The organism is Endozoicomonas sp. Z74, from assembly GCF_057680865.1.
On sequence record NZ_JBLYZI010000042.1, the window covers coordinates 20,747 to 43,281 of the forward strand.

The window sequence follows — 22,535 nt, forward strand, 5'->3', positions numbered from 1 at the left end:
TTTATTCAAACCCGATCAATAAGAGGGCACTTCAATGTTTCAATACCAGGCACCCGCTGACCTGCTTAATGGAAAGGTCATTCTGGTCACTGGAGCAGGCAGCGGTATTGGGCGCACGGCAGCCCTTACCTACGCCAGCCATGGTGCTACTGTGATTTTGCTAGGCAGAAACATCGAGAAGCTGGAAGCGGTTTACGATGAGATCGAAGTGAACCAGTGGCCTCAGCCTGCCATCTACCCAATGAATCTGGAAGGTGCTGGAGACAACGATTATATCCAGCTGGCGGAAACCCTGGAGAAAGAGTTCGGCCAACTGGATGGCCTGTTGCACAATGCCGGCCTGCTGGGGGAACTCAAACCCATCAGCCAATTCCCCACCCAGAGCTGGCTGGATATTCTCCAGGTAAACCTGAACGCCCCTTTCATGATGACCCGGGAGCTGCTGCCCCTTCTGCGCCAGTCCGGTGCCGCTTCCATTATTTTCACCTCCTCAGGAGTTGGCCATAAAGGCCGTGCCCACTGGGGGGCCTACAGCGTTTCCAAGTTCGCCACAGAAGGCCTGATGCAGATCCTGGCCGATGAAGAGGACGGTGTCAGCAGCGTCAGAGTCAATACCATCAACCCGGGAGGCACCCGAACCTCAATGCGGGCCGGCGCCTTCCCGGGAGAAGATCCTCAGAGCCTGCCAACCCCGGAAGACATTATGCCGGTCTACCTTTATTTGATGGGGAGCGAGAGCCTGAACGTCAGCGGTCGTGCTTTTCACGCCCAGAAAAGCAATGATGAACAATAATGATAGGCAATAAGGGGGGTTATAGAAGCGTGCTGGGTACAGGGTCACACTGTGCTCAAAGGGTTTCCAGTCTTGACAGCCCGGCATCGTACTCTCTGAAACCCACCAGTTCCTGCAATTGCTGGAAGGCCATTTGTGACTCAGGCGCTTTACCCGCCTGAAAAGCTTCCAGCGCCTGAACCATGGCCGCCATGGAAGCGGCCAGCAGTATCAGGGGATACACCGCCAACTTAAAGCCAACCGCTTCCAGTTCAGACGGAATGAGAACTGGAGTATCCCCGTGTTCCAACATATTGGCCATTTTCATACCGGGTACTTCCCGGCAAAGGAGCTGCATCTCTTCCCGGTCCAACGGGGCTTCAATAAACAGGATATCCGCACCTTCCTCAGAGAAACGCTGAGCCCGCCAGATGGCCTCCTCTATCCCATGCTCAAAACGGGCATCGGTCCTGGCCACAATAACAATGTCACTCCCTTTATCCCGAAGCTGCTGACGGGCATCCACTGCGGCCCTGATTCGCTCCCGGGCCAGAACCCTGGAAACAACGGTTTTCCCCCGGGTATGGCCGCAGCGTTTAGGAGAAAGCTGATCCTCAATCATGATACCGGCGAACCCCGCCTGGGCATAACCCAGAACGGTTCTCTGTACATTCATGGCATTTCCGTAACCGGTATCGCCATCCCCAATCACCGGCACACCTGACCGTTCACAGATCGCTCTACCCTGCTCCAGCATTTCGCCATAGCTGATCAAACCGGTATCCGGAAGCCCAAGCCGGGCAGCCGAAACACAAAAGCCGCTCATAAAGCCGGCAGTAAAACCCGCTTTCTCAACCAGCGCAGCGGTCAGACCATCATAGCAACAGGGAATTCTCAGAAGCCCGGGCCTGGCCAGCAAGCCACGGAGATGGGAGGCAGGATCTGTCAGCATAGCCACCTCAAGTAATCCAGAGGGTTCCAGATAACAAAGCCCCATCACGTTCACCCGATGCGGAGACTTGTTAAAGTGCTGAATAGCTATAGCATAAGTTCAGCGGGAGTGACTCACATAGATCAGCTTTTCCGTATCGAAACCGGCTGCTCTGGCCTTATTCACCAACACCTGCAGGGTTTCTGAGTCCATATTCCGGGTTCTGGACAGAATCCATAAATAGGACTTATCAGGGCCCGACACCAGAGCATGCTGATAGCGGCTATCAAGATCAAAAATAATATAGGAGCCGTAAAAAGGACCAAAAAAGGAGACTTTAAAAAAACCAACGCTGTCGTTTTTTACCGGGTATGCCTTTCCCTCAGCCTGCTGCCATTTCCCTTTGACGGGATCATACCCCCTGTTAACCACCTCAATACCGCCATCGCTCCGAAGTGAGTATTGGGCAGTCACCTCCTGAAGCCCTCTTTCAAATGAGTGATCCAGTCGCGCAACTTCATACCACTGCCCCAGGTATTGTTTGACATCAAAGTGATCAACCGGTTTGACCCCTTCGGGGATCGTGACACAACCACCGAGGATCAACAGAACTGCCCATAAAATGCACTTTTTCATAAAAACCCCGGTAAGGAAAAATCAAATCAGCTTCGACATATACAGCTCATTCACATACTGGTCATTTACCTTCAAAGCATCTCTCTTAACCCCTTCCGGTTGAAAGCCACACTTATTATAAAGGCCAATTGCTCTTTGATTTTGCTCCATCACCGTCAATTCAAGGCGATGAATACCCTGAGCCGACGCACAATGCTCGAGATGCTGGAGCAGTTGAAAACCGATCCCCAGCCCTGTAAATACCTGTCTCACCCCCATTACACAGTACATGGCATGTCGATTTCTGGATAAAGCTCCACCAACCCCAACAACGAAACCGGCCAGCTCACCCTCATCCTGATCAACCGCCACCCACATCATTCAGTTCGGTTCAGTATTAAAACTCTCTATAATTTTCTGCTGCTCATCCACCGTCGTTGTTCTTTCACCCGGCTCAAAAAGCATGAACCCTGTTTCATTGTCGATGCCCCTGAACAACTCCAACCGACTTCCAGCGTCCGCTTTTTCAACTTCCCTGATGCTTATCATCCCCGGTATCCGCCTCCTCTTCTCTGTAAAACGCGCCATGCCTGAGAAAATAAATAACCTGACGCACGGCTTCAGAGTCTTTCATTATAAAAGGGTGTGATACCGGCAAGGTAATATGATCAGCCATGCCTTCCAGCCGTGTGCTCTCCACAGAAACCTTGCCATCGTCCGGGTCTGGCAGCATCGTCGACAAAATCCAGTTAATACTCTTTGTTCCCGCAATAATGCCGACCTCAAAACGGGCTGGTCCCAAACGCCTCGGAATACTCCTGCCTTCCGTTCCCAGCTGCATACCGGCAGGCCCGTTGATCAGCTTGAACCCGGGGACGTCACGAAGCTGGTCAACCACCTCACTGCCCTGGTTGGGAGGACCCAGCATAACCACACGGCCCAGGTTCTCAATGGCGTGCCCCCTCAAATACTGGCGCACAAGAATTCCTCCCAGAGAATGGGTGACAAAATGCACTTTTCCTCCAGGTGGGCAGTGCAAAATGGCAGCACTGATGGCTTCTTCAGCCAATTGCTCTACAGGAAACCGGGTAGATGGATAATCAAAATTGACCACCTGATACCCTTCTTTTCTAAGGAAGATGGTCATTTTGTCCATGGAAGCACTGCTTCTTGCCAATCCATGAAGCAGTACCACACAGTCATTAGCTTTCAACAGCGCAGGGGACAAAAACAGTAAAAGAATGATCCTTTTTATTTTACTCATGCTTCAACTCAATAATGGCAAGCGCCCATAAAAGTGAGGCAAACCTCAGCCACTCAACTATATTGTTCCGTTATAAACCCGTCCAGCCCACAACCAATAATCAATAAGACGAACTCTCATGCGTTCTATCCCACTGATGATGATCCTGGCTGTTTCCTGCCAGACCCCCGCCTTCGACCAGAAGGACCTTAACAATGAAATGGTCATTGCCGCCAACTGGCAGCAGCTTTCCGGTGAGTATGAAGCCTACTTGCACCAAACCTTCAATGGCGCCCTTGACCAGCTGGACCAAGCCCTTAAACAGGTGCCTGAAGGCAAAAAACCGGCCATTATCACTGACATTGATGACACATTGATTTCCGGGATTACCTACTTCACCAGCCTCACAGGAACCCATGATAACAGGAGTATTGAGCGGTCACGCCACTGGTGGAGGAATGGCCGGGCAGAAGCCCTGCCAGGGGCGGTTTCTTTTCTTCAGGCCGCCCGCCGTGCGGGAGTTGAGCTGTTTTACATCAGTGGCCGATTTGATGACGTTAAACCGGCTACCGTCAAAAACCTGAAACAGCTTGGATTTCCAGTTACCGGAGATGACTTCGTGATGCTGCAACCCGCTCTGAACAAAACCCTCAGTAAGGAACAGAAGCGGCAACACATTCAAGCCATGGGCTATCACCCGGTGATGATTCTTGGGGATCAGCTGGATGACCTGGCGGACGTCCCCCCCGGAAACATCCCGGTTAAAAGTCAGTGGGTATTCAGCCACCAGCGCAATTTCGGCACCCACTGGTATTTCCTGCCAAATACCCTCTATGGCAGCTGGGAAGCCGCTCTGGCGGAAGGCTATGGAGATCTGTCACCAGAAGAAAAGCACAAGGCCAGAATCAATGCACTCCCCCACAGTGAGATCTACCGGCAAACCCCTCCTCCAGACTACAGCAGGCACCTGCTGCTGGCGGATGTGTGGCTGCAAACCTCCGCAGATTTTCAGGCCACTGCCTTTCAGGCCTATAACCAGGCCGTAAAAAGGCTGAGTAGTGAAGCCAGCCGGAATCTCGAACACCGGACCATTATTCTCGACATTGATGGCACCCTTCTGGAATATTTTCCCATCCATACCGGAGACGCCCTCACCGACCATAGCCGGAGCCCACAACAAAAACGCCAGCTCTTTGAGAAGCATCAAAGCGCAAAGCCCGTTCCCGGCGCATTGGCCTTTACCCGCTCCGCAGCCAGCATGGGCTACACCCTGTTCTATGTTACATCAAGGGACCGCTCTTCCGGAGTGCCTGGAAACGAGGGGGACATAGAACAGATCACCCTGAATCAACTCATCCGTCATGGTTTTCCCATGGCCGACCGGGAACACCTGCTGACCCGTCAGGCCTTCTGTCCAGACGGACACAAAACCTGCGGCAAAGAATATAAGCGTCAGGCCATTACCGGAGGGCGAATCAACAATACCCGCTACCAGGTAGTCCTCTACGTAGGAGACCTGCTGGCGGATTTTGACCTGGTTGAGCAGGGACTTTCTCCCTGGGAAAAGTCAACAGTGACGTTGACTCACTCCCAGTATGGGCGACGACTGTTCGTTATCCCCAATCCGGTCAATAAAACCTGGATGATGAATACCTATTCACGGGCAGCCCACAAGGATGCTTACCAGATGACAGACAGTGAGCTGGCCAAAATAAGGGAGAGCCTGGTCAGGGACTGGCCGGAGAAAAATCAATACCGACAAAAGAAACAGCCATAGGCAGAAAGAGAGTCGGTAAGAAAAAGCAAAGCTCATCATTTTCAGGGAATTTTTGCCCAGGCTGCACCACCGGATTCACAGGTTTTCAGGAAAGGGGAGAGAACCTCTTACAGGGTTAACGCCGGTTTTTCCTGTCATAATTCTTAAGAATCATGCTGGCTCCATACTCTGCAATCATAATGGTGGGAGCCTGGGTGCTGCCTGAAGTGATCCAGGGCATAACTGATGCATCAATCACCCTGAGATTCTCCGTACCCTTTACCTTAAGGTCAGGTCCAACCACAGACAGGTCATCATCTACAGCCCCCATCCGGCAGGTGCCAACAGAGTCATAACTGGTCATGGCAAAATGCCTGATAAAGCAGTGCCAGAAACGGTCAGTATTCTCCCCATACTGATCACACCGGTGGCTGGCCTGTTTGACTTCCAGTGTCCCTCCAATGTCTTTCCACGCTTTTGCAGTCATTATTCTTTCCATCACCCTGATTCCCTTGATCAGTTTCTCGGTATCGGCTTTAGAATTTAAGTAATTTGGAAGGATGACCGGATCCCCTTCGGGGGACGCGGGGTTCAGTCGAACCCTTCCACGGGACTCAGGATGAAGCAAGGTAGGCAGAAGATACACATAGTTCCTGACAATACCACGGGCTTCCTCCTCTTTACTGATCCCCTTTAAAGGGGGCAATAATTTTGGATTGGTATTAAAGTTTTCAAAATCTTTGGGAGTGCCACTGGTCACCGCAAGATACAGCATAATATCCGGAGACTCGTATTCTGCCCCCACCAAATCATCCCCTACTCTAAAAAAACCAAGCGCTTCAGCCACATTGGACTGAAAACGGTCATCCTGCCCTGTGAGATATTGCATATAGTTCAGCACGGTGTCATCCCTTTCCGACAAGGTTGAGTGGTTAACACCATAGGGTATGGGTACCATCAGGTGATCCTGAAGATTCTCTCCAACCGGTAAGTCAGCAATTACCTCTATATCATGACTCCGAAGGTGTTCACCCGGCCCAATCCCGCTGAGCATCAGCAACTTGGGAGAGTTGACCGAACCGGCAGAAATCACCACCTCTTCGCGAGCCAAAGCCTGATAGTTCTGGCCATTGTGACTGAAAGTAACGCCCTTCACCCTGACAAGTCCCGTCCTCTCTTCCGAAAATTGAATTCGGTTCACCTGGGCATTGGGGATGATCCTCAGGTTTTCGTTATCGACGTCTTTGTCTAAAAACGCTGACTTCGTACTTTCTCGCCATCCATTACGGATATTAGCCTGGGCAAGACCACACCCATTCGTCATGTACTCACCGTTATAATCCTCAAGCTTTTGATAGGATGAGGACTCACAGGCATTCAGAAACGCCTCTGGAATGCCTTTGCCCCTCCCGGGGATGGATACAGCCATTTCCCCCGTGGTACTATGAAACGAACTGAGCTGCAATTGATCATCCAGTACCTCTTCTGAACTCTCAAACCATGACAGCACTTTGTCATAGGACCACCCCTCACAACCGGAGCAGGATGCCCAGCGGGCAAAATCCGCCCTGTGTCCCCGTATGTAAAGCATGTTGTTGATACCGGAGCTGCCACCCAGCATTTTTCCTCTTGGCCAGGCAGAGCGACTCGCACGAAACCCTTTATGAGAGAATTCCTGAAACTCGGTTTTATAGCCCCAGTCATATTCCCCCCGCTGCAGGGTAGGCGCAGCAGCTGGAATCCAGCTTTTTAAAGGGGGATCACCACCCGCCTCCAGTAGCAAAACCTTTACCTCCTCGTGTTCAGAAAGACGGCGAGCTACGACACTGCCCGCACTACCAGCACCGACAACAATGTAATCATAAACCTCTCCGTCATAGACGGAAGCAGGTGGGTGATAATAGGCAAGATGTAACCCAACTCCAATTCCAACTCCAGCAACAGCTACAGCAAGGAGCAAGGAGTAATTCAGAAAAGGCTTGCTCGAAAAAAAGTTCTCCGCCATTGCCCCACAGGGCTTCAACAACATCAGCACCAGAAGCGCTGACAAAAGCCTTTGATAAAAGCGCCCTTTCCTGAAAATCACAAGGTATAAACCGGTCATGGCAAACTCCAGAGCCTGTTGAGCTATATAAAATTCCCCAGTCAAAATAGTCTCAGCCAGCCTTCTCTGCATTATCAGAAATTTACGTACCACCTCCATCAGGCAGCAGAATAAAAAAGCCCCATCACCTTTACGCCTGCAGCAGACTTTTTCATAATCAAATGCCATAGCGAAAGAAAAGCAGTGAACGCGGCAAAACCGGATAGCCCGGAGGGGGTTCTATCTGGACAATACCCTCCCCTGACCCCAGGGTTTATCTGAAAAAACGGAGTACCGATTGCCCGAGACGAACCACATCCCTTCGCTGGTAAGCAATATCCTTACCCAGGGGCTGAAACTGGAACTGCAACCGGCAGACCTGGCCTTTATCGCAGCCCTGCGCTTCTGGAAAGAGAACGAATCCCAACCGGAATTCAGTGAAGAAGAACTTCACGTGGTGTTTCAGGGTGTGGATCGCGTCCAGCTGGACAGCCATGAAGAAACACGACAGAGACGCTGCAACGAAGCCATCCGCCGACTGCTTGAACAACACCTGCTGATCTGCCTGGAAGGGGGGGAGCACCGGGCCCATGCTTACCTGATCACCCCCCTGTCGGAACAGATCGTGGACTCCGTCTGCACGGGTCTTGAAGCCTCGCGGGAAGCCTTGAGTACTCTGTTTATGACCGTCTCCAGTCACCTGAAAGAGATCCGGGACGCAGCGGCTATCGGCGGTAACGAGCCCTTCTGGAAACTGCAGGTGGAGGCCCCCCTGGACATCACGGTCAATCAGCTGATCACCGCCATCGACCACCGCCAGAGGCAGCTGGACAGAGAGGCCGTCAACACCCGCAAAGAAGTGGTGGAGCTGCTGCGCCAGGACTGGCAGAACACCATCAGCCAGTGCGAACATCTGTTATCCAGCACCCAGTCACGGTTGCAGGACCTCCAGCAACTGCTGCTGGCCTCTTGCCATGATGTCCGTCTGCTGCTGGAAGCCATCTCCCGCTCCAGCGAACAGGCAAACCGGGTCACTGCCGTCAATTGTGTACTGCGCCTGGAACAGCACCTGGACCGCATTGAGCACTGGAGCGCCGAGCGGATGACCCACTGGGAAAACTTCCACCACCGGGTCCACCAGTACCTGCGACAATTCATCAATATGGATGAACGCAAAGCCCTTATGGAACGGGTACTTGAGGGAATCCGGCACTACCGGGGCAATACCTGGTATCTCCGTTATGCCCGGGAAGAACGGCTGATGCGGTTAAGGGATATCCAGCCGCCCCAACCTCCGGAGATCCGGGCCCAGGTCATCCATGATGAAGGGGAAGCAGCCCCCATGGAGGATCTGGATGCCCTGAAAGCACAAGTCAGCCACTGGCTGGAACAACAGTTGAACCAGACCGGCACCCTCCCTTCCTACGAACAGGCCCTGGCCTCCCTGGCCAGCGAATGGCCCATGGAAAAACTGCATATGGTGGCAGGCTGGCTGTTCTCCGCCCTGACCGAACAGGGCTTCCAGCGGTTCAGAACAAAAATTCCTGAACAGAGCTGGCACCCGGTGGCACCGGAATTTTACGCCGAACATCTTAGCCTTGACCCCAGAAACAGCCCTGAGCCAATAACAAGCCCTGAGACTCCATCAACAGAATCTGTCCAGCAGGCCCAAACCTTGCCGGGCATAGCCGGTAAAGGCGAAAGGACCAGCAAATGAGCCATTCCATGGATACCCCTTACTCGCATCTGAGCGACCTGATACTGGATGAGTGTTTTCCCGAGCTGGATACCCGGCTGCGCAGGGGGGAACATATCGATGCCCGCCATCATCGCCTGTTCAATATCCTGCGGGACAGTTTTCCACTGCTCAGTGACTACTACCAGCGGTTCGGAGCCGACCTGGTCCATGGGCCGGAAGAATACTATTACCTGAGGCCGGGCACCGGCAGCCGACAGCTCATCCGGTCCAGCAAACTGGACGAACTCACCATGGTCACCGGTCAGGTACTGGCCCTGTTCCACCTGGACCCGGAGCAACTGGAAGGCAGTGGCTGGATATCCGCCGATGCCGTCTACGAACGAATGCGCCTGTTGCTGGAGAGGGACCACTTTTGCAAATTGCTGGAAAGAACCCGGATCGAGACCCAGGCAGACAGGGAAAAGGCCATGGACACCCTGCGCCGCTCCATACGGGTACTGGCCCGTCTTGGCATGGTGCGCCTGGAAGGAAACCAGACCAACCGGTTACAGACCCAGGCGCCCTTGATGCGCTTTATTGAGCCGGTCCGGACCAGCACGTCGACACCGGAAGCCGCCCATGCCGCCATGGAAAAACTGGTGCAGGATGGCTTTATCAGTCTTGAGCCTGAAACGACTGAGAATGAAACGCCTGAGACTGAAAGCCCCCCGGAGCAGCCCCCTTCTCAGAAAAGTGAACCTGCGCCATTAGCCGATGATGCTTTACCGGATGAGTCCGACAGAGCCGTTCAATTGAATAAGGAAGAACAGGAAGCATGAGCCAGAAGCGAACCCGGATCCGCAGCCTCACCCTGGTCAACTTCCGCGGCGTCTTTTTCAAGACCCTGGAAATGCACCCCCTGATGAGCAACCTCATCGGACACAATGGCGCCGGAAAAACCACCATCATGGGAGCCCTGCTGATCAACCGGGTGCCCGATAACCGCCTGGTGCGACTGCGCAACAATTCCGACAGTGGCCAGGACCGCAGTGACAACGGCGTCTGGGGCCGGATCAGCCCGGGCATCTGCTACAGCCTGGTGGACTACGAGGCCTTCACCGGCGAGCGGGTCATTGCCGGAGTCCAGTTAAAGCAACTGAGCAAGCCCAGGGTGGAGCTGAAACTCTTTGCCATCACCGGTATCCACCCGGAGGTGCCGGTTCGTGACCTGGTCATGAAGCCCGTTGCGGAAAAACCCGGGCACTATGAGCCCCTGGAAGGCAGAGCCCTGAAAAACCAGGTGACCCTGATGGGGGGGGAATTGAAGCGGTTTGACACCACGGCCCAGTACATGGAGTGGCAATTTAACCAGCGCATTGTTCCACGACGGATGGAAAACAGTCAGGACCGCCAGCGCTACTATCGCATGCTGGAAACCAGTCTCTACGGCGGACTCTCTTCCGAACTGCAGAAAGGGCTCCGGGATTACCTGTTGCCTGCGGACCACCGGGTGCGCCAGTCCATTGGCTCCATGCAGAATGCCCTGCAGGAAACCCGTCGTACCCGCAACCAGATCGAAGACACCCGAAAAGACCGCAAGCTGGTTAAAGAAGTGCTTGAGTCCAGCTTTACCCTGGGCGAGCACGTGCTGGCCTGGTCGGAAAAGCGCCAGGGCACTCTGCAGGCCCAGCTGAAAGAAAAGCGCCAGGAAGAACAACAGGCCAGAAGCCGTCTGGAAACCCGCCGACAACAGCTGGCGGCCATAGAGACCCGGCTGCAAACTCTGGAGACCCGAGCATCGGAACTGGAGTGGCGGGAAGAAGAAGCCAGCCAGCGGCTGGACAGCGCCCGTGATCTGGGCCGTCTTCATACCGAACAGGATCGACTCAAGGATGAGCAGTTCAACCACCAACAACAACTGGAAGAACTGAAGGAACAGAAGCAGCTGCTGGATGCCCAGCACCAGCAGCAGGCGGATGAACTCCAGCGACTGGAAGAAGACATCGCCTCCCTGGTGGAGCAGCTGACCAGCGTAGAACAGGCCTATTCCGAAGAGGCCCGCAAAGCCGGTCTCTACCAGGCGGCCCAACGGGCTCTGGAAGCGGCTCGAGACAGCTTCCAGCAGCCGGAACTGCCTGCCGATGGACTGGATGCCCTTCTGGCCAGTCATCAACAGCTCCAGGACAGCACTTCCCGGCAGTATTATCAGCAGAAACCCCGGCTGGAACAGGCTGAGAACATTCGCAGCCACTTTGACGCCACCCTGGAGGTACTGGACCAACTGGGCGACCAGCAGATCAGCCTGGAACAGGCAGCAGAGCGTACTGACTTCTGGCTCAGCCATGGCCGTAAGCAGGAGACCCTGGCGGCCACCCACCCCCTGCTACAGCAACAAAAGCAACAGCGGCAGCAGGAAGAGCAGCAGCTGACGAAGGTTCGCCAGGCCCTGGAGACGCTGCCTGAAAACTGGCGCAACAGCATCACCGATGAAGCCAGCTGGAACACCAGCCTTAACCGTGCAGAAACCGCCCATAGCCAGTGCCAGCAAACCATCGAGTCAAACCGCCAGCAACAGAGCCAGGGGGAAAAAGAGCGCGACCAGACCCGACGGGATCTGGAGCAGGCCAGAAAAGACCATCAGCACTGGAGTGAAACCCGACAGGTCTGCCAGGAAATCACACGACTGAGAGCAGATATTCAGCTGACCAGCGGCGAGGATTTTACCCGGCTGAGGGAGCAACTGGGCCAGGAACAGAAACAGAACCTTCAGGATGAAGTACGACTCAATGAACAGCTGGACAGCCTGCGCAGGAGAATGAGGCAGCTTGAGGTCAAAGCCTCTGCAGAACTGCAACAGCTTCAGAAACTGGCGGAGCTCACCGGTGGCGTGGTCATCAGTGACTACTTTGACAGTGACGATATCTCCCTGGACGAAGCGGCCTGGCTGGAGGCCAAGGTGGGCCCTCTGCGCCATGCCCTGCAGGTACGGGATATTAACCGGGCCGCAGCCATCATCCGGGAAGAAAGCGACCGGCCTGACCATGTCTGGTTACTGGCGGGAGAACCGGGACAGTCCTTTTCCGAAGACGACTACCTCCATGCGCCCCTGGACCAGCAGGAAGACGGCAATGTTCTGGTGACAATGCTTTTCGAGGACAGTGCTCTTAAAAACAGCACCCCAAAAATCGCCCGACTGAGCCGGGAGCCGGAGTTTCCCACCATTGGCCGCCTTGCCCGGGAAAAAGAACAGGCACGGCTCCGGGAACAGGAAGAGATCCTGCTGGATCAGAGCCAGGAACTGGCGGTGGCCCGCAGCCTGCTGGACAAACTTCAGCCGCTGATGGACCAGCTGTCCGCCAACCGTCAATGGCTTGAACAACCTGAGCCACCGGTGCAGGCACTGGCGGAGCAACAGGAGGTTCTCCAGCTGCAGCTGGAAGCACTGAAGGAAACTCTGGAGGATGCCAGAGAACAACTGAGTGAACTCACCGGGGTCCTGCGGTGCCTGCAACAGTGGCAGGCCAGCGCCTGGCTGTTGAATGACGATCCGGACCGGGAATCCCTGGCGGTCATTACCGAAAAGCTGGAACAAGCCACCCGGGCCAGACATTGGCTGGAGCAACACACAACAGACATCCAGCAACTGAACGACCATCGTCTTTTTATTCAGCAACCTCCCGTTGACAATCTGGACGCACTGCGCCAGGAACTGGAGACCCTGGAGCAACACCTGAGCCTGCTGAGTGAACAGAAGGATCTTCTGAGGGACGCCATCGCCAAGGCTCCGAACCTGCGCTTTGCACAATCCGTCACCCGACAGGAGGAGAAAGGCAATCTCCAGAGTCAGCTTCGACAGGAACACGAAACGAAAAAGACCCTGAAACACAACCAGGGGATTCAGGTCCGCCAGCTAAGGGAGCAGTGCAGCCAGCTGGAGAGAAACATAACGGCGGTGGCCACCCGGAAAGAGGAAAACGAAAAACGACTGTCGGAGTGTCAGCGACAGATCAGTGATATTCCCCTGGAATGGAAAGCCGGCCTGGAAGAGGAATGTCAGCACCAGCTGACCGCCCTGAAAGTGGAAAAGGCCGATCTGGTCAGAGAAGAGAAAGCCCAGAACAAAGAGGCCACCGAGGCAGAAGCTGATCGCCAGAAGATCGAAGAGAAACTCAGTGACACCATTGCCGATATCAAGACCCTGGAACCCAAGGCCCTTTCGGCCACAGACAGTCATCAGGCTATTCAGGAACAGGCCAGATCTTCAGGTCTGGGAGAGCGTCTGCACACCCACCACCTGTTGAACAATGACGGTGAAACCCTCAGAAATGGTCTGGCAGAAGCCCGGGCCAGCCTGGAAAAAGCCCTGGAATCGGAGTCCGGTTCCGAGCTGTTGCAAAACGTTCAGCAAGGCACGCTTTCTGATCTTCCCGGCCTGTTTCAATGTTTTGCGGCGTCGCAGCATTACCTGTCCCAGCGCATGGACAAAACCCTCTATCAATCCGATGACCCCCGCCAGAGCCTGGAACAGCTGGAGGCCCATCTGACCCGATTGGAAACCCTGCTGAAAGATGCGGAAAAACAGTTCCTGGCGGAATCCGATAACCTGGGCCGCAATATCCAGCGGCGGATCAATATGGAAAGAAAGCAGATTCACCAGTTGAACAGCGCCCTTTCCTCGGTCTTTTTTGGCACCATCCGCGCCATCAAAATCGAACTGAACGTGATTGACAGCTACCAGCGGGTATTGGATGCCCTCCAACAGCAGTTTTACGCCGATCTGTTCCAGCAACCGGATATGACCGTAGAAGCCGCCCTTGAATCCCTGTTCAAGAAAGAGACCGGCGGGGTCATTGCCGGAGAGAAGCTGCTGGATTACCGGGAGTACATTCAACTGCGCATTCTCATCCAGCGCGCCGGCCATCATACCTTTGAACCGGCCAACCCCACCAACCTCTCCACCGGGGAGGCCATCGGTACCGGGCTGGCAATTCTGACAATGGTACTTCATTCCTGGGAAGTGGCCACCGAAAAGCGCTATGGCCAGGGACACGCCGCCAGCCGACTCCTGTTCCTTGATGAAGCCGCCCGGCTGGATGCCCGGGCGCTGGCAACCCTGGAAGAGCTCTGTGGCCATCAGTCACTGCAGCTGCTGGTAGGAGCGCCGGACAATGTACTGCCCAAAAATGGCATCACTTATCGAATGGTGCGCCTGATGGAACCCTATGAACATGTCATTTTCTCCGGTGTGAAAGGAAGGCTGCCCCAGGAAAGCCAGCCATGACACCAGACTGTAAACAAAGCCCTGCAGAAAAGGCCCGTTTAAAAGAAGCCTTCTTCCAGGAGCGACTCCGGGAGCCACTGCCAGACACAATGCACGGCAGGGTTATCAACGCCCTTTGGGGAAATCACTCCAAACAGGAAGTTGATCCCCCTCCGGGTATTGAACGCCGCGACAGCGGCGTGCTGCAGTTGCGAACCCGGACCGATATCCAGCTGCATTTTCGAGGCGGGAGAGTGATTCATTGCCGTGAAGAAATGGAATTTGCCGGTGCAGTGCTGCTGAATGAAAACGCCCTGGAGAAACTGGAGGCGCTGAAATATACGTCAAATGGCGCAAAGATCCATATTGTCACCATTGAGAATGAAGGCGCCTGGCAGCATTTCCCTCTTCCCGAAGGGATTGTCGCCGTCTTTTTGCCAGGTAATAACCAGAAGCTGGCTAAGCGGCTGTTTTCTTCTATTGGGGAGTGTCCATGGACGCATTTTGGGGACCTGGACCAGAAAGGCATTGATATTCCCTACCACCTGGCCGAGGCTTTGGGAAAACCCCTGGAATCCGTGAAGCTGCTGATTCCACACTGGTGGCAGGAGTACCGCTGTTTTTTTGATCTTCCTGTCAAGCAGCTATGGGTCAGCCTGACCCGGGCCCAGAGCAGGCAGTCCCCTCTCCTGAAACAACTGAAATCAGACCAAAAATGGCTGGAGCAGGAACCCATCGTTCTGGATAAGCGTTTTTATCAGGCGGTTCAGGCCTTAATTGAAAACAGTACCTGAACCATTGGTTTTTCGAGCCTTGTTATTATTAAGCTCCCATGGTGGACATGGGAGCTGTTATTAAAATCTTACCGTTCGGTGATCAGGCCAGTGCCGGGGTTTCGTCCTGATCATCCAGCTCAGCCTGCTCACTCTTGTCCAGAATTTTCCGGATCATGCCGGAAGCGGCCAGGGCGATCACCGCCATCACCACTGCCAGAACCGTCAACAGGCTGAAGTAGTCACCGTAAACGTTCTGGACAAAGTCCGTGGTGATCTGTTGTCCTTTCTCCTGGGCAATGGATGTGGACAGGACGGCACCCACAATACCACTGAGGGCAATGGCCACAGAAAACAGGCTGACAGAGAAGTTCTCAATCCGCTTGGGCGCTACAGACAGAATAAATGCCACTACCATACTGCCCACGATGACTTCAGCAAACGCCTGGAATGCATGGATAGCCAGGAACACTTCAGGGCGAATCACCACATCACTGCCGACACTCTTGACCGCCAGGGTCAGAATGCCAAAGGCTACCGCTGTCAGAATAAAGGCAAAGCCCACCCGGGTTGCAGTAGAAAACTGGATATTCCGTTTTTCCAGAGCAGAAAAGACCAGTGTCACCAGAGGACCACCCACAATACACCACAGCGGGTTCATGGCCATAGAGGCTTCCGGGGCCACTGGGATGAACCCAAACAGATCACCGCGCATGGTATTAATGGATACCATGGTCATGGAGGTCATCATCTGGCCGTAATAGACAAAAAATGCGGTGGTCAGAGCCGTCATAATCAGGATGGTGGACATCTTCAGGGCTTCCGACCTGGGAGAGCTGATCATGTTGAAAATAAAGTAGACAATGGCTGCGGCACCAATGGCGTAAACGATGTACTGCCCGGTTTCCATATTGGAAAACATGAAGAACACCAGGCTGATCATGCCCACTGAAACCAGAATAAAGGCTACCCAGTTCACCAGGCTAACCGGCTTCTGATCAATATCAGCAGCAACGGCCACCAGTGGCTTACGTGAGATCACCAGTGTCGCCACCGCTACAAAAGCCATAACCGCCGACAGGGTGAAGCTGCCATTAAACCCGATGGCCAAAACAAACATGGGGAAAAGGTACTGTCCCAGAAATGCCCCCACATTGTTAACGGAGTAGTTCACCGGATACCCGTTTTCAAAGTCTTCCTCGGTAGCAAAGGTTCTTTTGTACAAGCTTGGATAAGTAGGTGACATCAGGCCACGGGAGTAACTGGCCAGGGCAATGCCCACCAGGCTCATGGGCACATTGGCCGAGGAAGCTCCCATCACCAGCAGAACATAGCCCACGGTAAACCCGGCGTAGCTGATGGTCAGGGAACGGTAGGCCCCCAGGAATTTATCCGCAATAAATCCGCCGGCAATGGCAAACAGTGGACCGATAGAAGAAAATGCCCCCACCACCATCATGGTGTCTGCTTCGCTGTACCCCAGGTCTTCCAGGAAAAAGCGGGTGAGGATGACCATCACCCCGTAAAAAGACAAGCCAAACATCATCTGGCAAACCATCATCGACTTATTCAATCGGTTCCACATATCTCAACAATCCTCGTACGACACAAACAGTTTTAAGGGCTTGTTACTTCCAGTCACTCCGGGGACTCGGAGCTCTTCAAGATCATTGTCCTGAAGGCTATTCTCTTTTTTTAATCAAGGGGTTACCGGTATTGCAGCTATGGGCTGAAACCATACAGGGTAGGAGGGGGAAATAGAGTGGAAGCAAGTACTTAAAAAACAACCAGTACACGGTTTAAACAGGTTACAGTCAAACAATACCGAAACGAACTACAGAGAAAACGCAACACCGTGCCGGGCAAAGCCTATCCAAACCCAGAAGTCTACGCAGTTATACGACCAGAGACTGACCAGCTAATGTTTTGAGATCTTCAAGCCTTGTGTTGTTTTCCTGGCGCACCATCTCAAGGGTGCCCTGCACCAGCAACTTGGCAATGATGGCATTCAGGGCGATCAGCGGCATACGACCTGCACGGGGACCTAATCGATTACCGGGTGAACAATGTACACTGTCGATAAAACCGCTATCAGCAAGGTCCGCCATCATATCCCCAGGAAGAATGGCGCTCTTCATCTTTTCCGGCAAATGAGGATACACACGACGGTTGATTTCCCCAGCCCGGATATCAGCAACAAAAGGTGCGCTCTCCGCCAACCAGTAACCGATCTCACGGGAACACTGATTCAACAAATCATCTTCCAGCATCAGCTGCTGGCAACGTTCTTTACTCAGGGGCATGGAAAAGCTGAACAGATCCGACAAAAGACTGCAGATATCCCTGGCAATGCCATCCATTGACGCCTGACACTCAATGTCAAATGTCTTTCCCAAACTGCGTCCATAAAGAAGCACCAGACCCTGGGCGGCTCTTGCCAGTTCATTGATCTGTACTTTTTTCTGGAATCCCGGCTCTCCGGGCCTTACTCCATTGCCACCAAAATAAAGATGTTTAATTTCACCAGGAGTCCGGATATCCGACATATCACGCATACCCAGCCTTATCCCGCCCACATTGGGATGATTGGTAGCCTCCTGATTCCAGCTGTCCAGACACCCCTCGCTGTAAGTTCCGGCAAAAGGGGCGATAGTGATATACGCCCTGTCCCTGCCGCAATGAAAAGCATTAATAGCAGGAGGACCAAGCAAACCTCTTTTCCACAACCGGCCATAATCCCGGGCATAGGTTGCCAGTCCCGCCTTCAAATGTTCCGGTTGACTGACATCATAAACATACTGCTCATAATCAATATTTTCAGGTGTTTCAAATACCATGGCCAGCCGAAGCTCACACCCTGTAAGATTCAATACACTTTTTTTATCCTGCTCACTTAAAGCGGAATCATTTAAAAACTGCTGTGGAACATCAATCCAGAATAATGAACCCGGTGTGACGCAGGTGCTCTCCAGAGCTGCCTCATCCCTCATTTCATGGATCACCTTAAGACGGGCAAAACTTCGATAAAAGTCATCATCACTCTCATTTTTTAACTGTATTTTTATATAAATATTTTTACTGTCCACCGTCTTTTTTAATGTCCGTCCAAAACAAAAATCCACATTACGGATATTCAAAGGCTGATCAAAATCGGCGCGACTTTCAGGAAAAACAAAGGCTTCTGACATTTTTTCATGCAGTACTCCTCCCTGAATGTCAGGGAGGCAATGACTTATTGGCTCAAGGATCAAATTCCATGGATAGCACTCATGGTGAAATGTGTTAAGAGGATAATAGTTTTGTTGAAAAATCCCCTGACGTATTGCCTGAAACTCACCAGAGTTCAACCAATCTGATACCAGCCTGATGGCATAACCATCCGGTGCATAATTCAACATCGCTTTGATAACACTGGCTTTCAAATAAAAAAAGCGGATAGGATAACGGGTAATTGAAGCGCCAAAAAATGTAAGATTAGGGTCGTATACAGGGATTGAGCTTTTCTCAACCTCCCCACCCAGGCTTTTACAAAGCTCGGGCCGAATAGACTTATAACCCAGAGTTAAGTGATCAATAATAGACAGAGGCGGGTTTGCATCTGTAATCGTATCAAGCTGAATCAACCAGTTCATAAACTGCTGATAGCATTCATAGGTTCTGCAACCGTAGCACTCTCTGAGTTTATTCATTACTGCGCGATAAAAGCTATTTTGTCTGAAAACCCCTTCATATTGAGTCAGTCCCAATTGAGCATCACTGTAACTTTCAGTAGGCCTTCCAGCGTAGTGCAATACCATCAGACAAGTAAACCACTGCCTGTTTTTCAGCCACGACGACATTATCTCGGGGGCGGGGTATTTTCCTTTCCGGCAAAGTTGTTTTACCGCTTCTATTTCATCCGGAAACTTGTCTTTTGATAAGAAATAATGCCGGGCGGCATAATACACATCTGAACTGCCATAATGGTTTTGCATACGGTTAATGTGGGATTCGGCTCTATCAGCCTCTTTTTCCAAAAACAACTCATCGGAGTCGTCTTTGGGTTTCAGCGACCGGTCAAAAGCCTGAAATAAGAAGTCCTCATCCTCTTTCTCCTTGATTTCAGCACTTTCTACCGTCAAGGATAAAGCTTGCCCAGAGCTGACTATAGGTTGCATACCACTTCTCACTGATTATTATTCTTAACTGGACTCTCTATCCCCCTTAAGGCGCAATACCACCCCGTGCCCCCTTTGACAATTGATCGCCCGGTTAGTTTCACCGCCAAAAACCATGCGCCCTGCCAGAAAGCTCAATCACTCCTCCCTCGCCCTTCAATGATCCATTGCTTCTCAACCACACCCTTACGAATACCATAGAGGGTGGAAAACTGGTTCAGTGTGGTATCGCAGTGACTGGGAATCATCAGAAGGCGCCGTCCTATTTCAAAGGTTTCATCCGGATCTGAAAAGTGAAGTATCCCGTGCTCATCGCCGCCCGTTCGATACTCAATATCATTCCGCCCTTCAACCCTGGGCATCCCGGAATCAATGGACAGGCATTTCATTCCCGCATCCACAACAGCCCTTGAGGGCTCAGGCTGGCTGATCACTGTTGTCCAGACCTTCAGGGAGCAGGCAAAGTCTCGATAGATCTCATCACCATCCCGAGCCCCAATGGTGTGATAATCCCAATCCATAAAGAGGTAGGAACCCGCCTGAAGTTCAGTGAAACCCATTCCGTTGCAGGCATCATAGGTGCCACTGCCCCCGCCAGAAACAATCTCGGGGCTCAGGCCGGCAGGCACCAGATTCTGCTCTATAAAATCAAATACGGGTCGGACCGCATCCCGGGCCATCTGAACCCGTTTCTGGTAGCCATGAATATGTTGCAAATGTCCAGAATATGCCTGAAGGCCCCGCCAGCATAGCCCAGGCAGTCCTGAAATCTGCTGAATCAGTCTCAGAAGGTTTTCCCCTGGCAGAACACCACACCGTAGCTGGCCACACTCAACTTCCACCAACACTTCTACTACAACCCCTGCCTCCATGGCTGCTGTATTGATAGCAAGCGCATGAACTTCATGATCAATCACCTGAATAAGCCGTGCTTCAGGATACGCCCGACACAAGTTGATAAGCCGGGCAATCTTCAGGGGGTTCGCCACCGGAGTTGTGATCAATACATCATCCACCCCTCCCGCCAGCATCACCTCGGCTTCTCCCAACTTGGATACACAAACGCCCTTTGCCCCCAGTGCCAGCTGCATGGCGGCAATTTCAGGAATTTTATGGGCCTTGGTGTGAGGTCGAAGCACCCTGTCAGTGCTATCAACATATGCCTGCATTTTCTGCAAATTGGCCTCCATCTGGTCCAGATCCACCACCAGGGCCGGAGTATCAGTGGATTCGAGTTTTTCTGGCATGATGCCCTCCTTCAGTACCGGGATAATTACCCCTGACTTCTTGATGCCTTGCGAAAGCATTCTAGACTGAACAACTCCATATGCTTGGCCCCTATAAAAACAGATGAAGCCCATTAGCAAGATGACGGCAACCCTACTGGTCATTATCTGGTTACCCTTCCAGAAAGGTAACTGTCAGCAAGTTGATACACCGCTGTTTTCCAGAAATATGACACCTCCGGTCAACCATTCGTTCCCTGCTATTGAGTCTGACCGGGATAAATCCGATCAAGATGGAGATGACTCATTCCCGGGTAATGATCCTTTTTACCCGGGCGGTGGGTCACAGTATTCAGTAGAGTGGGATATCAAAAATCGTTCCGGTGGCCTTTTCCCGGGACTTCGCACCACACCCAGTTACTTTATGAGAGGATTTGACTCATTCGACCTTGGCCCAGACCACTCAGGGGTTCCCTTTGGCAACAGCAGCAACCAAACCGGTTATCAATGGACAGCTGGATTCATCAGAGGCCCCTGGATATTCAGGGAGTCCAACAGCACAGACACCTGGTTTGAAGCATTGACACAATCCCTGTCATGGTTTGTTAACGTGCTTCCTGTCAGCCTTAGGGAACAGCTTTTTCCGGATCCAATTCAAGAATACCAGCAAGAGCTCAACCCCAACTCTCCACCATTGACCAACTATGGCCGAAAAGGGGGTAGCAAACGCAATCATAAACATTCTGAAACTCAACAGCAGAGAGCTGGCAAACACTCAAGAGAACAACAAGACAATCAACCGACGGTTACATCAGTAATCAATCGGGGAGGAGCATCTGCTTCAGGCGGGGGATCGGGGGGAAAACCACCTCCAGGCCCTGGGGAAAACAATAAGCCACCACCAACGCCCAGGATTGTCACGCCGGACGAAGAACAAAAACAAGCTCCACCCATGGAAAATGAGCTTCCACCAATGACTGCTGATGAAATATCAGAAAACGCCAAAGCATTAACAATGACTAACGGGAAGCACCTCGTCGCCAGGCCTTTCAGCCTTTTGAGATATAGAAATGTGGTTCAAAAGGGCCAAGCTTTAACCTTAGAAGCAACTGCTCAAGATCTTTTGAAAGACGCTCCGCACAATACTCCCTCCCTCGACATTACCTTTGAAAACCAACCAGAAAATGAGGTTTACCCAGAAAGTGCTGACCAATTGACGCTAGAATACACAGAGAGAGAGGAAAAAATTATTTATGAACAAAGAGAAAAGCTAAAGCCGACGCAAAAAGAAATGACAGGTACTACAGAGCAGGCACAAGGATTATTTCAACTCATTCAAACCTATTTTACACCAGCAGAAGCATGGCAGCTTCTCAGTCCAGAGGACGTTGAAAATATTGAGCCAGGAAGCTCCATCCCATTTTTGCACTTTCTCATTATCGAATACGCCGCAAGAGAAGAAGTCTCGGCCTTTATAGCCTGGCATGAGATAATTTTACCCTACCAGCTCTCTCCAAATCATCACCTATGGAGAACGCTGTATTTAGCAAGACAGCTTGTAAAAACACAAAGGCTTAAAAAAAGGGTTAGCCCACAGCATGATCCACTGTCGTCAAAAACAGATACGTCCAGAACAACAATCCAAGAACATATCAAGTCAAAACTCAGTGACCAGGGCCATCTAATAAGTATTGAACTTAAAGATACTATACATGACGCTCGGGATACCTTGTTAATTGAATTCTGGCTCAACTTTGTTGATAACAATCAAGAAGCAGTACATAATTCTCTGCAAAGGATTCTTAAAAGTACTGATGCAGTAACCGGTTTAACCCCATGGATCCCTGTTCTTGATTTGATTTACCAGATGGAAACAGGGCAGGAAATGCCTGGATCATTTGATAATCAGAGCGCCCGGCGCTGTTCAAATTAAGTGTTGCTCTACCCAATGTATAGAAACTTGATCTAAAAAAGCCTCCTCTGAGAAGAGTTGAGTTTTAAGAAACCTTTTCCACCCGAGGTAACGAGACAGGTATTTTGT

At 52.2% G+C, this 22,535-nt stretch carries 15 protein-coding genes; 7 read left to right on the forward strand and 8 right to left on the reverse strand.

What is annotated here, in order from left to right:
* Nucleotides 1-34: 34 nt before the first annotated feature.
* On the forward strand, nt 35-793 hold the full coding sequence (locus ACNRUY_RS13545; RefSeq protein WP_488112171.1) for a YciK family oxidoreductase: 759 nt from the start codon (nt 35-37) through the stop codon (nt 791-793).
* Between the two features lie 55 nt (nt 794-848).
* Here the strand turns inward: ACNRUY_RS13545 and ACNRUY_RS13550 are convergent, their stop codons facing one another.
* From ACNRUY_RS13550 to ACNRUY_RS13565, 4 genes are all read right to left on the reverse strand, one after another.
* Nucleotides 849-1,769: an isocitrate lyase/PEP mutase family protein gene (locus ACNRUY_RS13550; RefSeq protein WP_488112172.1), complete on the reverse strand. Its 921-nt coding sequence runs from the start codon at nt 1,767-1,769 to the stop codon at nt 849-851.
* 54 nt (nt 1,770-1,823) lie between these two features.
* Nucleotides 1,824-2,339, reverse strand: a complete 516-nt coding sequence (locus tag ACNRUY_RS13555) for a lipocalin family protein (protein ID WP_488112173.1) — start codon at nt 2,337-2,339, stop codon at nt 1,824-1,826.
* A gap of 21 nt (nt 2,340-2,360) precedes the next feature.
* On the reverse strand, nt 2,361-2,699 hold the full coding sequence (locus ACNRUY_RS13560) for an N-acetyltransferase family protein (protein ID WP_488112174.1): 339 nt from the start codon (nt 2,697-2,699) through the stop codon (nt 2,361-2,363).
* 145 nt (nt 2,700-2,844) lie between these two features.
* Nucleotides 2,845-3,582, reverse strand: coding sequence for an esterase/lipase family protein (locus tag ACNRUY_RS13565; RefSeq protein ID WP_488112175.1), 738 nt, complete (start codon nt 3,580-3,582; stop codon nt 2,845-2,847).
* A 118-nt stretch (nt 3,583-3,700) separates the two neighbouring features.
* Between ACNRUY_RS13565 and ACNRUY_RS13570 the strand changes: the two genes are divergently transcribed.
* Nucleotides 3,701-5,338 carry an HAD family acid phosphatase gene (locus ACNRUY_RS13570; RefSeq protein WP_488112176.1) on the forward strand — a complete coding sequence of 546 codons (1,638 nt, stop codon included), beginning with the start codon at nt 3,701-3,703 and terminating at the stop codon, nt 5,336-5,338.
* A 115-nt stretch (nt 5,339-5,453) separates the two neighbouring features.
* Here ACNRUY_RS13570 and ACNRUY_RS13575 read toward each other — a convergent pair whose 3' ends face one another.
* Complete coding sequence (locus tag ACNRUY_RS13575; protein WP_488112177.1) at nt 5,454-7,421, reverse strand: GMC family oxidoreductase; 1,968 nt, start codon at nt 7,419-7,421, stop codon at nt 5,454-5,456.
* Between the two features lie 277 nt (nt 7,422-7,698).
* Between ACNRUY_RS13575 and ACNRUY_RS13580 the strand changes: the two genes are divergently transcribed.
* Genes ACNRUY_RS13580 through ACNRUY_RS13595 form a run of 4 tightly spaced genes read left to right on the forward strand, consistent with a single transcriptional unit; the run spans nt 7,699 to nt 15,132 of the window.
* Nucleotides 7,699-9,117: a hypothetical protein gene (locus tag ACNRUY_RS13580; protein WP_488112178.1), complete on the forward strand. Its 1,419-nt coding sequence runs from the start codon at nt 7,699-7,701 to the stop codon at nt 9,115-9,117.
* Complete coding sequence (locus ACNRUY_RS13585) at nt 9,114-9,917, forward strand: chromosome partition protein MukE (protein WP_488112179.1); 804 nt, start codon at nt 9,114-9,116, stop codon at nt 9,915-9,917. Before ACNRUY_RS13580 ends, ACNRUY_RS13585 begins: the two co-directional genes overlap by 4 nt.
* Nucleotides 9,914-14,359 (forward strand): chromosome partition protein MukB, encoded by a 4,446-nt coding sequence (gene mukB / locus ACNRUY_RS13590; RefSeq protein WP_488112180.1) that lies wholly within the window; start codon nt 9,914-9,916, stop codon nt 14,357-14,359. The genes ACNRUY_RS13585 and mukB overlap by 4 nt, the downstream gene beginning before the upstream one ends.
* Nucleotides 14,356-15,132: a Wadjet anti-phage system protein JetD domain-containing protein gene (locus ACNRUY_RS13595; protein ID WP_488112181.1), complete on the forward strand. Its 777-nt coding sequence runs from the start codon at nt 14,356-14,358 to the stop codon at nt 15,130-15,132. Before mukB ends, ACNRUY_RS13595 begins: the two co-directional genes overlap by 4 nt.
* 82 nt (nt 15,133-15,214) lie before the next feature.
* Here ACNRUY_RS13595 and ACNRUY_RS13600 read toward each other — a convergent pair whose 3' ends face one another.
* The 3 genes from ACNRUY_RS13600 to ACNRUY_RS13610 form a co-directional block, all read right to left on the reverse strand.
* Nucleotides 15,215-16,696: a peptide MFS transporter gene (locus ACNRUY_RS13600; protein ID WP_488112182.1), complete on the reverse strand. Its 1,482-nt coding sequence runs from the start codon at nt 16,694-16,696 to the stop codon at nt 15,215-15,217.
* Between the two features lie 310 nt (nt 16,697-17,006).
* Nucleotides 17,007-19,268 (reverse strand): hypothetical protein, encoded by a 2,262-nt coding sequence (locus tag ACNRUY_RS13605; RefSeq protein WP_488112183.1) that lies wholly within the window; start codon nt 19,266-19,268, stop codon nt 17,007-17,009.
* A 134-nt stretch (nt 19,269-19,402) separates the two neighbouring features.
* Nucleotides 19,403-20,515 (reverse strand): DSD1 family PLP-dependent enzyme, encoded by a 1,113-nt coding sequence (locus tag ACNRUY_RS13610; RefSeq protein WP_488112184.1) that lies wholly within the window; start codon nt 20,513-20,515, stop codon nt 19,403-19,405.
* Nucleotides 20,516-20,636: 121 nt separating this feature from the next.
* On the opposite strand from ACNRUY_RS13610, the gene ACNRUY_RS13615 reads away from it, so the two are divergent.
* Nucleotides 20,637-22,427, forward strand: a complete 1,791-nt coding sequence (locus tag ACNRUY_RS13615; protein WP_488112185.1) for a hypothetical protein — start codon at nt 20,637-20,639, stop codon at nt 22,425-22,427.
* The last annotated feature ends 108 nt before the right edge of the window (nt 22,428-22,535 follow it).

Excerpts from the sequence above, each read along its gene's own strand:
- ACNRUY_RS13585 (WP_488112179.1), top strand. The coding sequence starts at position 9,114 with ATGAGCCATTCCATGGATACCCCTTACTCGCATCTGAGCGACCTGATA.
- ACNRUY_RS13545 (WP_488112171.1), top strand. The coding sequence starts at position 35 with ATGTTTCAATACCAGGCACCCGCTGACCTGCTTAATGGAAAGGTCATT.
- ACNRUY_RS13555 (WP_488112173.1), bottom strand. The coding sequence starts at position 2,339 with ATGAAAAAGTGCATTTTATGGGCAGTTCTGTTGATCCTCGGTGGTTGT.
- ACNRUY_RS13595 (WP_488112181.1), top strand. The coding sequence starts at position 14,356 with ATGACACCAGACTGTAAACAAAGCCCTGCAGAAAAGGCCCGTTTAAAA.
- mukB (WP_488112180.1), top strand. The coding sequence starts at position 9,914 with ATGAGCCAGAAGCGAACCCGGATCCGCAGCCTCACCCTGGTCAACTTC.
- ACNRUY_RS13565 (WP_488112175.1), bottom strand. The coding sequence starts at position 3,582 with ATGAGTAAAATAAAAAGGATCATTCTTTTACTGTTTTTGTCCCCTGCG.
- ACNRUY_RS13560 (WP_488112174.1), bottom strand. The coding sequence starts at position 2,699 with ATGATGTGGGTGGCGGTTGATCAGGATGAGGGTGAGCTGGCCGGTTTC.
- ACNRUY_RS13575 (WP_488112177.1), bottom strand. The coding sequence starts at position 7,421 with ATGACCGGTTTATACCTTGTGATTTTCAGGAAAGGGCGCTTTTATCAA.
- ACNRUY_RS13600 (WP_488112182.1), bottom strand. The coding sequence starts at position 16,696 with ATGTGGAACCGATTGAATAAGTCGATGATGGTTTGCCAGATGATGTTT.
- ACNRUY_RS13550 (WP_488112172.1), bottom strand. The coding sequence starts at position 1,769 with ATGGGGCTTTGTTATCTGGAACCCTCTGGATTACTTGAGGTGGCTATG.
- ACNRUY_RS13615 (WP_488112185.1), top strand. The coding sequence starts at position 20,637 with ATGACGGCAACCCTACTGGTCATTATCTGGTTACCCTTCCAGAAAGGT.
- ACNRUY_RS13570 (WP_488112176.1), top strand. The coding sequence starts at position 3,701 with ATGCGTTCTATCCCACTGATGATGATCCTGGCTGTTTCCTGCCAGACC.
- ACNRUY_RS13605 (WP_488112183.1), bottom strand. The coding sequence starts at position 19,268 with ATGCAACCTATAGTCAGCTCTGGGCAAGCTTTATCCTTGACGGTAGAA.
- ACNRUY_RS13610 (WP_488112184.1), bottom strand. The coding sequence starts at position 20,515 with ATGCCAGAAAAACTCGAATCCACTGATACTCCGGCCCTGGTGGTGGAT.